Raw genomic sequence first — 14,587 nt, 5'->3', positions numbered from 1 at the left:
TCGACCCGACGCTCCCGCGTCTTCCCCCCTCTCGCCGACCGTCCCTCCCCGACGACCGGCCCGTCCGGCGCCCCCGCGCCGGATGGTCTCCGTGCCCCCGCAGGGACTGCCCCCGCAGGGGCTGCTCAGGCCCGGACTAGCCCCGTCCGGAGGCGGCGGCCTGGGCGGCGAGGACCGCCTCGGCCACCGGGATCAGCAGCCCCGAGTCCTCGGGGTCGACGGACGCCTGCACCTGGACCCACGTGCCGTCCGACACCAGGTCCACCCAGCAGGAGGCTCCCTCGTGGGAGTAGCAGACGAGGGTGGCCGAGTCGGCCCCCGCGACCTCGACGGGGGTCCCCGGCACGGTCTCCCGTCCGTAGGCCCACGCGCTCCCCGACACGAACTCCACGGTCATCCCGCCGACGTACCCGTCCGGCCGCGTGCCGTCCGAGGGCGCGATCGTCCAGGAGCACCGTGTCGACCACGCCTGGGTCTGGCGGATGCCCGTCGCAGGCGTCCATCCGTCCTCCACGACGTCGCCCATGTCGGGCGAGCCCACGAGCTCGCCCATGGTGCGGCCCGACGGCAGAGCGGCGCAGGAAGTCCCTGCCCACGACGAGGCCTGGCCGGCCCAGGGCGCACCCGGCGTGAGCGCGTCGGTGACCGTGACGACGCTGGCGGCGGCGGTCCGCGTCGTCTCCGTCGTCACGGGGGCGGAGGTGACGGTCGCGCCCAACGACAGCTCGATCCACCACGGACCCGACACCAGCGAGGCGTTGCACCTCGTGCCGTAGTCGTCCTCGCACCGGGCGGCCGACACGTCGCCCACCTGCAGGCCGGGCAGGCCGGACTGCGTCAGCCCCGAGATCCACTCCCTGCCCCGGTCGGCCGCGGGCGAGATCCGGATCTCGACGACGTCCTCCGAGAGCTCTGCGCCCCCGGCGGTCCAGCGGCAGTCGAGGACCCCCGCCTGCCGGTAGGCGGCGTCGCCCGAACCCCAGAGGCCTAGCGGCACCGTGACGAGCTGGGCCGCCGGCACCAGGGAGGTCACCTGCGCGCGGTCGCCCAGGGTCGCGCAGTCGATGCCCGTGGCGGGCGCGGGGACGGTCTGCGGGGGCGGGGCCGACGGGCTCGGAGCGGCCGAGGGCGTCGGCCGTGGGGTCGGCGTGGCCGACGGCGTGCTCGTGGGGGTGGCGGCCGGTGACGCCTGGAACGGCGAGGGCAGCACCAGCGCGAGCGCGCCTCCTGCGCCCCCGACGCCGAGCAGGGCGACGAGGCCGAGGGTCAGGCCGAGGTGGCGGCGGGCCCAGGGGCGCCGTCGTGCGGGGGGCTCGGCGGCGGCACGGCGCAGCACGTCCTGCTTCATCGAGACGAGCATGCGGTTCAGGTCGTCTCCGGTGGGGGGCTCAACGTCCATCGCGGATCACCGCCTTCCTCAGTCGTGTCCGGGTCCGGGAGACCCGTTGTGTCAGTGCGCCGACGCTCAGCCCGAGCAGCTTCGCGGCCTCGGCGTAGCTGCGGCCCTCGATCAGGCACAGCTCGCAGATCTGCTGGTCCACGGGGCTGAGCGCCTCGATCTCGGCGCGGACCCAGCGGAGCCGCTCGCGCGCCTCCTGGGCGTCGTCGTCGGCGGGGGCGATGAGCTCGGCGGGCAGCTCGTCCGCCTCGGTGCGCTGCCGCTTGCGCCTCAGGTTCATCGCGTGGTTGCGGCACGTGACGAGCAGCCACGGCAGCAGCGACCCGTCGTGCAGCGTGATCTCGGCCGAGCGGCGCCAGAGGGTGACGAGCGTGTCCTGCACGACCTCCTCCACGTCCATCTTGCTGTCGGCGAGGGCCCAGGCGTAGCGCGTCAGCGTCGGCGCCCAGCGGTCGAAGATCTCCGACAACGCCCGCTCGTCCCCGCCCGACGTGCGTCGGACGAGGTCGGAGTCGTTCTCCGTCGTCATGTCCATGTCTGCCCCCCTCACTACAGGAATGTCGCAGATCGCCGAGGTCTGACAGAAATCGTCGAGAAAGTCCGGCGCGTGCCTCGAGGGCGGCAGGCGCGGACTCAGGAGGTGCGGAGCGGCGCCCCGGGGGAGCTAGCGAGCCAGCGCCGTCAGCTCGGCCCGCGTCGCGGCCCCGGCCTTGCGCAGCAGGTTCGAGACGTGGAACTTGACGGTGTTCTCGCTGATGCCGAGCGACTCGGCGATCGCCCGGTTGCGGGCCCCGGAGGCGACCAGCCGCAGCACGTCCCGTTCGCGCGGGCTGAGCGACACCGCCTCGTCGAGCGACCCGGGCTCGGCCGGCGGGTCGAGCGGGAGGCTGACGGCGAGGTCCGATCCCCACCCGGGCGTCGACGAGACGGACAGGGTGCCGTCGAGGGCGGAGACCCGCTCCGCGACCGGCCGCAGCGAGTCGTCGTGCGCGGTGAGCTCGCCCGCCCCGTCGTCCCGCACCGCCATCAGCAGGTTGAGGCCGTCGCAGTCCCACTGGATCCGCACACGTCGGGCGCGGCCGTCGTCGACGAGGGCGAGGACGGTGCTCCGCACGATGGTCCTGGCGGCGTGGGCCACCTCGCCCGGCAGTGCACGCCCGGTCGCGGGCGGCTCGACGAACTGGACGTCGAGCTCGCCGAAGCGGACGAGGGGGCGCAGGTCGTCCCGGAGGCGCGCGAAGGCCCCGACGACCGGCTCGAGCTGCAAGGCGCGCTGCTCGTCCGTCTCGGAGCGGAGCTCGACGACGGCGGCCGCCGCGACCTCGATCGCGACGGTGCGGGCGGCACGGTCGTCGAGCCGGCCGGAGCGGAGGGTGGCGAGCAGCGACTCCAGCGTCAGTGCGTGCCGGTCGAGCAGCTCCGAGACAGTGCGGGCGTGCCGGGCGACGGCGGCCCGGCTGGCGGCCGACGGCAGGTCGGGCGCGGGCGGGCCGGAGCTCGGCGGGGCCGACGCAGGCCCGGACGCCGGCAGGCCGGAGCCCGAGAGGTGAGGCGTCGGCAGGTCGGGCACGGCGCCACCCTACCCGGCCCCTACCCGAACGGCCCCGCCTACCCGTTCGGGCAGGTCGGCCCGCCCCGACGGGCAGCGCACCCGGAGGTGGACGGGAGCAGGCTTGGGGCATGCCCGACGCAGACAGCACCTCCCCCGCCTCCTCGGCCACCGCCTCCTCGACCGCCGACGCGCTAGAGCTCGTGCGCACCGAGGTGGACCGTGCCGTGCGCGCGGTCGTCGAGACCGACCCCGACGGCCTCGACGCCGTGGCCGACCTCGTGGCCGGTGCCGGGCGCGTCTTCGTGCACGGCGCGGGCCGGTCCGGCCTCGCGCTGCGGATGACCGCGATGCGGCTGATGCACCTCGGCCTGACCGTGCACGTGGTCGGCGAGGTGACGTCCCCCGCGATCGGCGAGGGCGACGTGCTGCTGACCGCGAGCGGGTCGGGGACGACGAGCGGCATCGTCAGCGCGGCGCAGTCCGCCGTCGACGCCGGTGCCCGGGTCGCCGCCGTGACCACCGCCGGGGACTCGCCGCTGGCCGAGGTCGCGACCGCCGTCGTGCTCGTGCCCGCCGCCGAGAAGCTCGACCGCTCGGGCTCCGCCTCGGCGCAGTACGCCGGCGGCCTCTTCGAGCAGGTCGTCGTGCTCGTCGGCGACGCGCTGTTCCACGCCCTGTGGCAGCGCTCCGGCCAGAGCGCCGACGACATGTGGCCCCGCCACGCCAACCTCGAGTAGCCCCCGGCTGCTCGTCCGACACGTCCCACCCCGAAAGAAGGAGCACCACATGAAGCTGCAGTTCGCCATGGACACCCTGACCACCGAGGCAGCCCTCGAGCTCGCCGCCGCCGCCGCGCCCAGCGTCGACATCATCGAGCTCGGCACGCCGCTGATCAAGGCGGAGGGCTTCCGCGCCATCACCGCGATCAAGGAGGCGCACCCCGACAAGGTCGTGTTCGCCGACCTCAAGACGATGGACGCCGGCGAGCTCGAGGCCGGCGAGGCGTTCAAGGCCGGCGCCGACCTCGTGACCGTGCTGGGCGTCGCGGGCGACAGCACCATCGCCGGTGCGGTCAAGGCCGCGAAGGAGCACGGGAAGGGAATCGTCGTCGACCTGATCGGCGTGCACGACAAGGCCGCCCGCGCCAAGGAGGTCGTCGCCCTCGGCGCCGAGTTCGTCGAGATGCACGCGGGCCTCGACGAGCAGGCCGAGGACGGCTTCACGTTCGAGGCCCTGCTCGAGGCCGGCAAGGCGTCGGGCGTGCCGTTCTCGGTCGCCGGAGGCGTCAAGGCCGCCACGGTCGGCTCGGTGCAGGACGCGGGCGCCCAGGTCGCCGTCGCGGGCGCCGCGATCTACGGTGCCGACGACGTCGCGGACGCCGCACGCGAGATCCGCGCCGCGATCAAGTAGCGCGCCGCGAGTACGCCCAGGAGGCGCGGTGCAGGCAAGGCCTGCACCGCGCCTCCTGCTCGTGTTCGTGCACATGACTCGATTCAGGAAGGGTGCCGTGACGGATCCTGATCCGTGCACGATCCAGGCCTCTTGGTCCCCCCTGTGCACGACGCAGGAGCCATCTTCCTGAATGAGGAGGGTGGTCAGTGCACCAGCACGACGGCGAGCGTCGTCGGGGCGTCGTGGCCCGGCCACGTCGCGGACAGGACCTGCGTCGTGTCGTCGTGCACGCCTCCTGCGGCCTCGGCGAGGGAGGCGGGCGAGCCGCCGCCGTCGGGGGTCCGCGCGACCACGAGGGTGCACGAGCCCGCGTCGACCACGGTCGCTCCGTCGACCACGCGGGTGCCCCGCAGCGAGGTCGACGGCACCTCGGCGCCGGCCGTGCCGCTGCCGACGACGACCATCGTCTGCTCGTGCGGCACGCGCTCGCCGTCGGCCCTCTGCAGCACCTCGTCGGCCTGGCCGTCGCCGGTGAGCGCGGCCGCGACGGTCGCCGCGACGAAGACGGGGTCGCCGCACCCGTCGTAGACCCAGCGCTCGCCGAGCACCGAGTGCTGCATCGTGCCGACCAGCAAGGCGTCGGCGCCCTCGAGCGGGGCGCCCCGGTAGGTCAGCGGCACCTGCAGCACGGGGCCGTCGCCGGCGCGGACGAGCAGCACCTCGACGCCGACCTCGCCGGCCGGGTCGTCGAGGCGGAACGCCGCGACCTTCTCGAGCGGTCCGGGGTCGCCCTCGAACCACGGCTGGCTCGGCGCCCAGGCCGCGAGGGCCTCGAGCTTCGACGGGACGAGTTCGGCCTGGTGGAGGAGTGCCATGCCGCGATCGTAGGGGGCACGACCGACGCCGGCCAGCGCGGGCCTAGCCTGGTGCGGTGACCGCGACCCCCTCCGCCGCCGGCCCTGACCGCTCCGCCGAGCCCGCGCCTCCTGCGCCCGGCACCTACCGCCACTTCAAGGGCGGCCGCTACGAGGTGATCGGCACCGGGCGGCACGTCGACACCGAGGAGGCGCTGGTCTTCTACCGCACGCTCTACGGCGACCGCTCGCGCTGGGTGCGTCCCGTGGCGCAGTTCGTCGAGCGCGTCACGCGCGACGGCTGGGACGGGCCGCGGTTCGTCCGCGAGGAGCCGCAGCCGGAGCAGCCGGAGCTGCAGCCGGAGCCGGGCACGGAGCCCTAGCCGCCGCGGCCGGGGCCGCTCGCGCCCACCTGTGGCGGCCGGAGTGCGGACGGGCGGCGTCCCCCGGAACGGGGTCCCGTCGGTCCCCGAAGTGGGGGACCGCGACTCGTTGCCCGCCCCCAGGGGGTCCTCCACAATGAGGACTGCCGCGTCCCGATCCGCGGCGGTGCTGCCCGCGACTGAACCCGCGGACGAGGCGCCTCGCGCCCGGCTGCCGGGCGAGCTCCTGGAGTCACCCGTGCCCCGTCCCGTCGCCCCTGCCCTCCCGCGCGCGCTCTGGCGCCTCCTGCTCGCGGTCGCCGTCGTGCTCTCGGGGCTCGCCGTCCCGGCCCTGGTCGCCCCGACCGCCGCCCACGCGGCCGACGGGCTCGCCGTCACCCTCACCGAGTCAGCGCCGGCCAGCACCCTCGTCGGCGACGCCGTCGCGGTGACGCTCACGGCCTCGAACGCGACCTCGACGCCCGGCTACAACCTGACCCTGACCGACGTGATCCCGGCCGGCGCGACGTTCGCCTCGGCGGACGCCGGCCTCGGCTCGCCGAGCCGCGTCGTGAGGCTGGCGAACGGCACGACGAAGCTGATCTGGTCGAACGTCGCCGACCTGCAGGCCGGGGTCACCGTCGCCTCCACGTACTCGTACACGACCACGGCCGCCGTCGGGGCCGTCGTGACGACCTCGGGCGCCGCCTTCGTCAGCTCGGCCCCCCGGACCCTGCCCAAGTTCGACTCCGCCGGCGCGCCCGTCGCCGACCCTGCCGTGGTGAGCGCCACCGGCGGCTCGACGACCACGCTCGTGCCGTTCAGGCTCGACAAGAAGGAGGACTCGAGCCCCGAGGGCGAGCTGCTCCGCGGCGTGCACGACCACCCCACGACCTACACGCTGACCGTCACGAACAATGAGGTCGGCCGCTCGACGGGCTTCTCGATCGTCGACTTCCTGCCTGCCGGCCTCGAGTTCCTCGGCTGCACGAGCGTCGACAACAGCGCCGCCGGCACGGTCGAGTACCCGGGCGCTCCCCGCCTCGACTCCCGGCCGCTGCCCGACACGGCCGGGCTCTGCCGCGAGCCGGCGAGCGTCAGCACCGTCCGGGTCGACCCCGACGGCACGGCCGGACCGCTGGCCCTCGGCGTGTACACGCGGGTCGAGTGGACCGGCCTCGGCGACCTCGCCGCGGGAGAGAAGAAGACGCTCCGCTACGCCGCGGCCGTGCCGCTGCGCGAGAACGAGCTGTTCCCCGCCGGGGCGCCCGCTGCGGGGGCGACCGGCCTTTCCACGGCGAACCTCGACAACAACACCGGCAGCGAGACCCGCGACGAGCAGCCGCTGACGAACAGCGCCACGACGTCGGGCAGCTGGCAGGGCACCGTCTACACGTCGTCGGCGACCGCGACGGTCAGCGCCGAGGACGTGCGGATCGTCAAGACCCGCGGCGTCAGCGGCGACGACCAGGCCTCGATCCGCCAGGGCACCACGACGAACTGGCACCTCGCGATCGCGACCTCGGAGTACGCGCAGGGCACGAGCGACCTCACCGTCGTCGACACGATCCCGGACGGCCTGTCGTACGACGCGGGCTCCGCCACGCACCGCCAGTCGGGCACGGCCTTCGCCCCCGTCTCGACCACCCCGGGCACGACCAGCCCCTGGACCCAGGCGATCACCTGGACCGTGCCCGCCTTCACGGCGTCGAACGGGGCCTTCACCATCGACTTCACGACGACCACCCTCGGCTCGTACCGCAGCGGCGTCGGCCCGGTGGCCGCCGAGGACTCGTGGACCAACCGCGTCGACCTCACCTCGACGTCGACCCTCGTCGACGCGCGCAGCACGCCCGACGCGCTGCGCACCCACGTGCTGGCCACCCCGGACGACTCGTCCGCCGGCCAGGAGGCGGCCGCCGTCGTGCTCACCAAGCATGTAGCGGTGCCGCAGACGACGGCCGACTGCACCACCGCCTCCTGGGTGCCCGAGGGCGGCGCAGCCCCCTCGTACGGCCCCGGCGACACGGTCTGCTGGAAGATCGAGGCGACGTTCCCGGTCGGGCTCAACACGGTGTCGACCACGCTGAAGGACTTCCTGCCCGCCGGCTTCGCCTTCGTGGGCGCCGCGTACGGAGCGGGCCACACGGCCGCTCGCCCCGACGCCGTGTCCGACGGCGGCGTGATCTCCTGGACCTTGCCCGACGAGGCGTCGGGCAACGTGTTCCAGGCGATCGTCACCTCGACCATCAGCGACCCGACGGCGGCCGCTGACGGTGACATCACGGCCAACCTCGCCAAGCTCACCTTCAGGAACACGGCCGGTGCCGTCTTCCAGCTGCGCGACCAGGCCGATGCCGTCTGGACCGAGCCCCAGCTCACGACGGCCAAGACGGCCACGCCGACCACCGTGCAGGGCGGCGACACGGTCGACTACACGGTCACCGTCTCGAACTCGGGCCGCGCGCCTGCGACCGAGGTCAGCGTCCGCGACCTGCTGCCCGCCGGCTGGACTGCCGGCCAGGTCAGCCAGGTCACCGCAGGAGGCGCGGTGACGGACGAGAACCCGCGCTCGCGGATCGACTGGTCGGGCCTGACCGTGCCGGCGAGGTCGGGGACGACGAACGGGACGCTCGTGCTCACCTACTCGGTCGCCGTGCCGGCCGGCATCGCTGCCTCGGACACGTTCGCTAACACGGCGGGCGTGCGCCAGTACCAGGGCGGGACGAACACGGGAACCCCCTACACCTACACGCCGTCGAACAACGTCGACAAGACCCTCACGACCACGAACGCGGCCCGCGCCGACGCCACCTCGACCGTCCGCGCCGGCGAGCCCACGGTCGCGAAGGACGTCGATGTCGCTAGGGCTCCGGTGGGGTCTCAGATCACCTACCTCGTGACGACGACGATCCCCGGCGGAGTCTCGCTGTACAGCTCGTCGGCCGGCGTCGCACCGTCGATCGTCGACCAGCTCCCTCAGGGGCTCCAGGTCGTCGGCGTGCCCACGGCCAGCATCAACGGCGGGCCCGCCGCCCCCGCGACGGTCGCCTCGGCGAACCGCCTCCGTCAGCGCGTGTCCTTCGACCTCCCGACGAACGCGCAGGGTGTCTACGTCAGCGAGCGGGGCGACGCCGACGTGGTGGTGCTCACCATCACGGCCACGGTCGTCGACTCGGCGGCGGACCCGGCCGTCGTCCGCGGCTATGCGCTCATGAACACGGGCACACTGACGTGGTGGCCAGCCGGCGCGACGGCGTCGACCCCGGAACGGACGCGCTCCAACCTCCAGCCCGTCACCACCACCGTCGTCGAGCCCGCCCTCACGCTCGCCAAGACCGACGATGCCACCGCCGGCAAGGTCGTCGTCGGCCAGGCGGTCACGTACTCGCTCCGGGTGCGGAACCCCGCCGGCACGGCCGTGTCCACGGCGCACGACGTCGTCGTCTCGGACGTGCTGCCGCAGGGCCTCACCTGGGTCGACGGCGGCAGCTACGACCCGTCGAGCCGCACGATCACGTTCCCCGAGATCGACGTCGCGCCCGGCGCCTCGCCAGCCGACTTCACCTTCCGCGCGACCGTGGACGAGACGGTCGGCGACACCCGCATCCGCAACGTCGCCACGGCGGTCGGCAGCTCCCTCGACGGCCCCGTCGAGGGCGAGCGCACCTACTCCGCGACCGCCGAGGACACCGTCACCGGCCCCTCCCTCTCGGTCGTCAAGGCGCTCGGCGACCCGGCGGCCACGAGCCGCACGACCGGCGAGCTCACGACCTACACGCTCGACGTGCGCGTCCCCGCCGGTGTCTCCGCCTACGACGTCACCGTGCACGACACGCTGCCGAGCGGCCAGGCCTTCGGCTCACTCACGGCCGTGACCTGCGCCTCCTGCGACCCGTCGCTCACCGCGTCGATGCTCGGCACCCCGAGCACGGGCACGATCGGCTTCTGGCTCGGCGACGTCACGGCCGCCGCGGCCGAGCGCGTCGTGCACCTCGAGTACACCGCGTACGCGCAGAAGTCGACGACGTCGGGCCAGGTGCTGACCAACGTCGCGCAGGTCGCGTTCGACAAGACCGACAAGATCGACGGCAAGCCGGCCTCGCGCCCGGTCGCGGCCTCGTACGACTACACGAGCCTCGCGTCGACCGCCGCCGTCACCGTCGTCGAGCCGCGCCTCGTGCTCGACAAGCGCGTCGACGGGCAGGTCGGCGACGCCGACACCCGTCGCGCCGTGCCCGGCGAGACCCTGACCTACCGCGTCGCCGTGACCAACGTCGGCACGGGCCCCGCCTACGACGTGCAGGTCACGGACGCGCCGGACACGCGCTTCACCCCGGTCGAGGGAGGCGCGGGCACCGTCACCGGCGCCGTCCGCAGCTGGACGATCGACGGCCCCGTCGCCCCGGGCGAGACCCGCACGGTCGTCTACCGGCTGACCGTCCCCGCCGGCCTCGGCTCGGCCGACGAGGTCGCCGGCCCCGAGCTCGCCAACACGGCCGACGTGGCGTCGTACGCGGGCGTGGCGGACCAGCCGACCGACGGCCGCGACTACGAGACCTACCACGACCTCGACGCCGACACGGTCGGCATCGAGGTCGACCTGGCCTCGCTCGCGGGCTCGACCTGGTTCGACGCGAACGGCGACGGCACCCGCACGGCGGGCGACCCGGGGCTCTCGGGCGTCGGCGTGACCGTCGTCTTCGCCGGCGCCGACGGCGTGCTCGGCACCGCCGACGACGAACGCCACCCGACGACGTCGGGCCCCGACGGCTCGTGGAAGGTCGACCACCTGCCCGGCGGCAGCTACCGGGTCGACGTCGACCCCGCGACCCTGCCCGCGGGCCTCGTGCCGAGCTACGACCTCGACGGCGTGGCCTCGGCGAACTCGGCCGTGCTGACGCTGGCCGAGGGCGCCGACCGCACCGACGCCTCCTTCGGCCATGTGGGCAGCGGCTCGATCGGCGACCTCGTCTGGGCCGACCGCGACGGCGACGGTCGCCAGGGCTCGGGCGAGCCCGGCATCGGCGGCGCCGAGGTGCTCGTGACGTGGGCGGGCCAGGACGGCGACCTCGCGACCGAGGACGACAACGTCGAGTGGGAGCGCGACAGCGACGCCGAGACCGGCGCGTGGTCGGTCGGCGCCCTGCCCGCCGGGAACTACTCGGTGAGGGTCGGCAGCCTGCCGGCCGGCTACCTGCTCGCGTCCGGCCCTGCCGGCGTCTCGGGCCTCGGCGGCCGCACCGCGACCAGCACGCTCGTGCTCGGCGCGGGCCAGCAGCTCGTCGACCAGGACACCGGCTGGCGCGGCACGGGCGCGATCGGCGACCGCGTGTGGCTCGACCGCGACGGCGACGGCGTGCAGGACGACGGCGAGCAGGGGCTCGTGGGCGTCCAGCTCACGGTCACCTGGGCCGGCGCCGACGGCGAGCTCGACACGGCCGACGACGCGGTCGTCCCCGTGGTCACGGGCGCCGACGGCTCGTGGCTCGTCGACCACCTCCTGCCCGGCGAGCACCGGGTCACCGTCACGGGCGCGCTGCCCGAGGGCGCGACCTCGAGCTTCGACGAGGACGGCACCGCGGACGGCACCGGCGACGTCCCCGCAGGAGGCGACAGCACGACGCGCGTCGTGCTCGCCGCCGGCGACGCCCCGCACCTGACCGCCGACTTCGGCTACGAGGTCACCTCGAGCATCGGCGACCGCGTGTGGTGGGACGTCGACGGCGACGGCGTGCAGCAGCCCGGCGAGCCCGGCCTGCGCGGCGTGGGCGTGACGGTCACCTGGCTCGGCGCGGACGGCGTGCTCGGCACGGCCGACGACCTCGTCTTCACGGCCGTCACCGACGACGAGGGCGACTGGCTAGTCCGCGACCTGCCGAACGGCGACTACACGGTCGCCGTCACCTCGGGCGTCGCCCCCGGCTTCGTGCCGACGCACGACGCCGCCGGCCCGGCCGACGGGGTCTCGCGCACCTCCCTCTCGAGCGAGCGCTCCGTCGACCTCGACCAGGACTTCGGCTACCGCGGCGACTCGACGATCGGCGACCGGGTCTGGCTCGACCGCGACGGCGACGGCGTGCAGACGAGCGACGAGCCCGGCCTGCCCGGCGTGCGCGTCACGGTGACCTGGGCCGGGCCCGACGGCACGGCCGGCACCGCGGACGACGTGACGCTGCCCTCGGTGCTGACGGACGCCTCCGGGGCTTGGTCGGTCGGCTCGCTGCCCCTCGGCTCGTTCTCGGTCCTGGTCGACCGCACGACGCTGCTGCCCGGCCTGTCGTCGGTGCACGAACGCGACGCCGACCTCGACCTGGCCACGACCGTCGTCGTCGCCCGGACCGGGACGACCGTCGACGACGCCGACTTCGGCCTGCGCGGCGACAGCAGCGTCGGCCGGGTCGTCTGGCTCGACCGTGACCGCGACGGCGTGCTCGACGGCGACGAGCGCGGCCTCGGCGGCGTGCGGGTCGACGTGCTCTGGGCCGGCCCCGACGGCCGGTTCGACACGGCCGACGACGCCGTGTTCGGGGCCGTCACCGCGACGGACGGCAGCTACCTGGTCGACGGCCTGCCCGCGGGCAGCTACCGCGTGAGCGTCGACGGCGCCTCCGTGCCCGCCGGGCTCGGCCTGGTGCGCGACGAGGACGCCAGCCCCGACGGGGTCACGACGCTCGAGCTGCCGGTCGCCACGGCGCACCGGACGGCCGACTTCGCGTTCGCGGGCGGCGCCTCCGTGGGCAGTTCGGTCTGGCTCGACACGGACGTCGACGGCGTGCGCTCGGCGGACGAGCAGCCCGTGCCGGGCCAGCCCGTCTCGCTGACCTGGGCAGGCCCCGACGGCGTGCTCGACACCGCGGACGACCAGCTGTTCTCCACCGTGACCGCGGCCGACGGCTCGTACCTGTTCACCCTGCTGCCCGACGGCCGCTACCGGGTGTCGGTCGACGGCGGCGTGGCTCTCGCCGCGGTGAACACCGGTGACCCCGACGGAGGTGCCCCGAACGTCTCGCAGGTCGAGATCGCGGGAGGCGCGTCGAACCTGGTGCAGGACTTCGGCTACCGAGGCACGAACGCCCTCGGCGACAGGGTCTTCTGGGACCGCGACGCGGACGGGACCGACTCGGCCGGCGACCCGCGCCTGCCCGGCGTGCAGCTCGAGCTGACCTGGCTCGGCCCGAACGGCGTGGCCGGCGGCGGCGACGACGTCGTGCTGACGACGACGACCGACGCCGCGGGCTCGTGGCGGGTCGACGGCCTGCCCGACGGCCGCTGGACGGTCGCGGTGGTCGGCGGCGTGCCCGAGGGGCTCACGCCGAGCAGCGACGCGGACGGTGCGGACGCCACGGGCGGGTCGGACGGTGCGGGTGACGCATCGGCCGACGGTCGCAGCGCGGTCGAGCTGGTCGGCGGCGTGGTCGACCTCGACCAGGACTTCGGCTTCGCCGGGGCGGGCTCGATCGGCGACACGGTCTGGCTCGACGAGGACGGCGACGGCCGTCAGGGGGCCGACGAGGTCGGGATCCCCGGCGTCACGGTGACCCTGACCTGGGCCGGCGTCGACGGCGTGCTCGGCTCGCCCGACGACCGGGTCGAGACGACCGTGACCGACGAGCAGGGCCGCTGGCTGGTCGAGCACCTCGCCGCCGGCGAGTTCCGGGTCGAGCTGACGGCCGGCGTGCCCGCCGGGCTGACGACGACGCGGGCCGGGTCGGACTCGGGTTCGGGCTCGGGCTCGGGCTCCGACCCTGGTGCCGGGACCGGGACCGGGACCGGCTCCGGTTCCGTGCCGACGTGCACGACGACGCTGGCGGCCGGCGAGGCCGACCTCGACCAGGACTTCGGCTTCCGTGCCGACGCGTCGGTCGGTGACTCGGTCTGGCTCGACGTCGACGGCGACGGCGTGCGCGACCCGCACGAGCCCGGCGTCGGCGGCGTGGTCGTCACCGTGCGCCTGGCCGGTGCCGACGGAGCCCTCGACACCCCCGACGACCTCGTGCTGACGCGGACGACCGACGCGTCGGGCTCCTGGACCGTCGACGGTCTCCCGGCCGGCGCGGTGCGGGTCAGCTACGACCCCTCGACCCTGCCCGCGGGCACCGTGCCGGCCTCCGACCTCGACGGCGGCACCCCGACGGCGACCACCGTGCAGCTGGACGCCGGCGAGCAGCAGCTCGACGTCGACTTCGTGGTGCGCGGCACGGCCAGCGTCGGAGGCGTCGTGTTCGACGACGCGGACGGCGACGGAGTGCGCGACCCGGGCGAGAAGGGCGTCGGAGGCGTCGGCGTGACGATCGTCTGGAGCGGACCCGAGGGGCCCGTCACGATCGTCGTGACGACCGGACCCGACGGCAGCTGGTCGGTCGGCGGTCTGCCCGCCGGCGACTACACGGTGACGGTGTCGATGGACGGAGTCCCCGCGGGGACGCGGCCGAGCACGGGAGTGCGCACGACGTTCACGCTCGCGCCCGGCGGCTCCGAGCAGGTGCTCACCGGCCTGACCGCGCAGCGCCTCGCCTTCACCGGCTCCGACCTCGGCGGCGTGCTCTTGATGGGGCTGTCGCTGCTCGTCGCCGGAGGCGCGGCCCTGGTCGTCTCCCGTCGCCCGAGCCGTCGCCGCCGCACCGTGACGGAGGACTGAGGAGGCGCCTCCTGCGGGCGACGATGACCCTCGACTTGCCACCTGGTGGGCGTCTGAGTCGTGCCAGACCCCGCCAACTGGCCACTCCCGAGGGGTCCGGACCGAGCAGCGACCAGGATTCTGCGGGGACACTCAGGCTCGTGGTGCATGCTCGTCGCTTCGCCCGCGCCCGCCCGTACCCCTCGGCAGCGCTGGGCGGACGTGCCGGGCCCCGAGGCCCCGCTGGAACCGACACCGACCCGTCACCTCGACAGCACCTGCCGGTCGACCGGTCCGCCCGTGGGCGGAACGGCCGGGCCGCCTCCGGGACCGACTCCCCGGCCGTGCCGTCGTGCACCGCGCCTCCCGCGGTGCTGCGCACCCGAGGCGCAGAGGTGAGTCGACGTG

8 protein-coding genes are annotated in these 14,587 nt (G+C 74.8%); 4 read left to right on the top strand and 4 right to left on the bottom strand.

The window, feature by feature from the left end; genetic code table 11:
* Positions 1–136 precede the first annotated feature (136 nt).
* From IFT77_RS11415 to IFT77_RS11405, 3 genes are all read right to left on the bottom strand, one after another.
* Complete coding sequence (locus tag IFT77_RS11415; protein ID WP_192170033.1) at positions 137–1,399, bottom strand: hypothetical protein; 1,263 nt, start codon at positions 1,397–1,399, stop codon at positions 137–139.
* Positions 1,389–1,934: an RNA polymerase sigma factor gene (locus IFT77_RS11410; protein WP_244638741.1), complete on the bottom strand. Its 546-nt coding sequence runs from the start codon at positions 1,932–1,934 to the stop codon at positions 1,389–1,391. The genes IFT77_RS11415 and IFT77_RS11410 overlap by 11 nt, the downstream gene beginning before the upstream one ends.
* Before the next feature lie 129 nt (positions 1,935–2,063).
* Positions 2,064–2,969 (bottom strand): LuxR C-terminal-related transcriptional regulator, encoded by a 906-nt coding sequence (locus IFT77_RS11405; RefSeq protein ID WP_371741029.1) that lies wholly within the window; start codon positions 2,967–2,969, stop codon positions 2,064–2,066.
* A gap of 110 nt (positions 2,970–3,079) precedes the next feature.
* Here IFT77_RS11405 and hxlB point away from each other — a divergent pair, with 110 nt between their 5' ends.
* Both hxlB and hxlA read left to right on the top strand, forming a co-directional pair.
* Positions 3,080–3,688 carry a 6-phospho-3-hexuloisomerase gene (gene hxlB, locus IFT77_RS11400; protein WP_192040619.1) on the top strand — a complete coding sequence of 203 codons (609 nt, stop codon included), beginning with the start codon at positions 3,080–3,082 and terminating at the stop codon, positions 3,686–3,688.
* Between the two features lie 49 nt (positions 3,689–3,737).
* Entirely contained in the window at positions 3,738–4,361 is a 624-nt protein-coding gene (gene hxlA / locus IFT77_RS11395) for a 3-hexulose-6-phosphate synthase (RefSeq protein WP_123547560.1), read from the top strand.
* 185 nt (positions 4,362–4,546) lie between these two features.
* On the opposite strand, the gene IFT77_RS11390 is transcribed toward hxlA, so the two are convergent.
* The gene (locus IFT77_RS11390; RefSeq protein WP_192040620.1) at positions 4,547–5,218 is read right to left on the bottom strand and encodes a hypothetical protein; all 672 of its coding nucleotides are present in this window, start codon (positions 5,216–5,218) and stop codon (positions 4,547–4,549) included.
* Positions 5,219–5,274: 56 nt separating this feature from the next.
* Between IFT77_RS11390 and IFT77_RS11385 the strand changes: the two genes are divergently transcribed.
* Both IFT77_RS11385 and IFT77_RS11380 read left to right on the top strand, forming a co-directional pair.
* Positions 5,275–5,580, top strand: coding sequence for a DUF1653 domain-containing protein (locus IFT77_RS11385; protein WP_192040621.1), 306 nt, complete (start codon positions 5,275–5,277; stop codon positions 5,578–5,580).
* Between the two features lie 238 nt (positions 5,581–5,818).
* The gene (locus IFT77_RS11380; RefSeq protein WP_192170032.1) at positions 5,819–14,200 is read left to right on the top strand and encodes an SdrD B-like domain-containing protein; all 8,382 of its coding nucleotides are present in this window, start codon (positions 5,819–5,821) and stop codon (positions 14,198–14,200) included.
* The last annotated feature ends 387 nt before the right edge of the window (positions 14,201–14,587 follow it).

The sequence above is a fragment of the Frigoribacterium sp. CFBP 13729 genome (assembly GCF_014841875.1).
Classification (GTDB): Bacteria; Actinomycetota; Actinomycetes; order Actinomycetales; family Microbacteriaceae; genus Frigoribacterium.
This window is presented reverse-complemented; position numbering and strand designations above follow the sequence as displayed.

Coding starts and splice junctions, on each gene's coding strand:
- IFT77_RS11415 (WP_192170033.1), bottom strand. CDS start 1,399: ATGGACGTTGAGCCCCCCACCGGAGACGACCTGAACCGCATGCTCGTC.
- hxlB (WP_192040619.1), top strand. CDS start 3,080: ATGCCCGACGCAGACAGCACCTCCCCCGCCTCCTCGGCCACCGCCTCC.
- IFT77_RS11390 (WP_192040620.1), bottom strand. CDS start 5,218: ATGGCACTCCTCCACCAGGCCGAACTCGTCCCGTCGAAGCTCGAGGCC.
- hxlA (WP_123547560.1), top strand. CDS start 3,738: ATGAAGCTGCAGTTCGCCATGGACACCCTGACCACCGAGGCAGCCCTC.
- IFT77_RS11410 (WP_244638741.1), bottom strand. CDS start 1,934: ATGGACATGACGACGGAGAACGACTCCGACCTCGTCCGACGCACGTCG.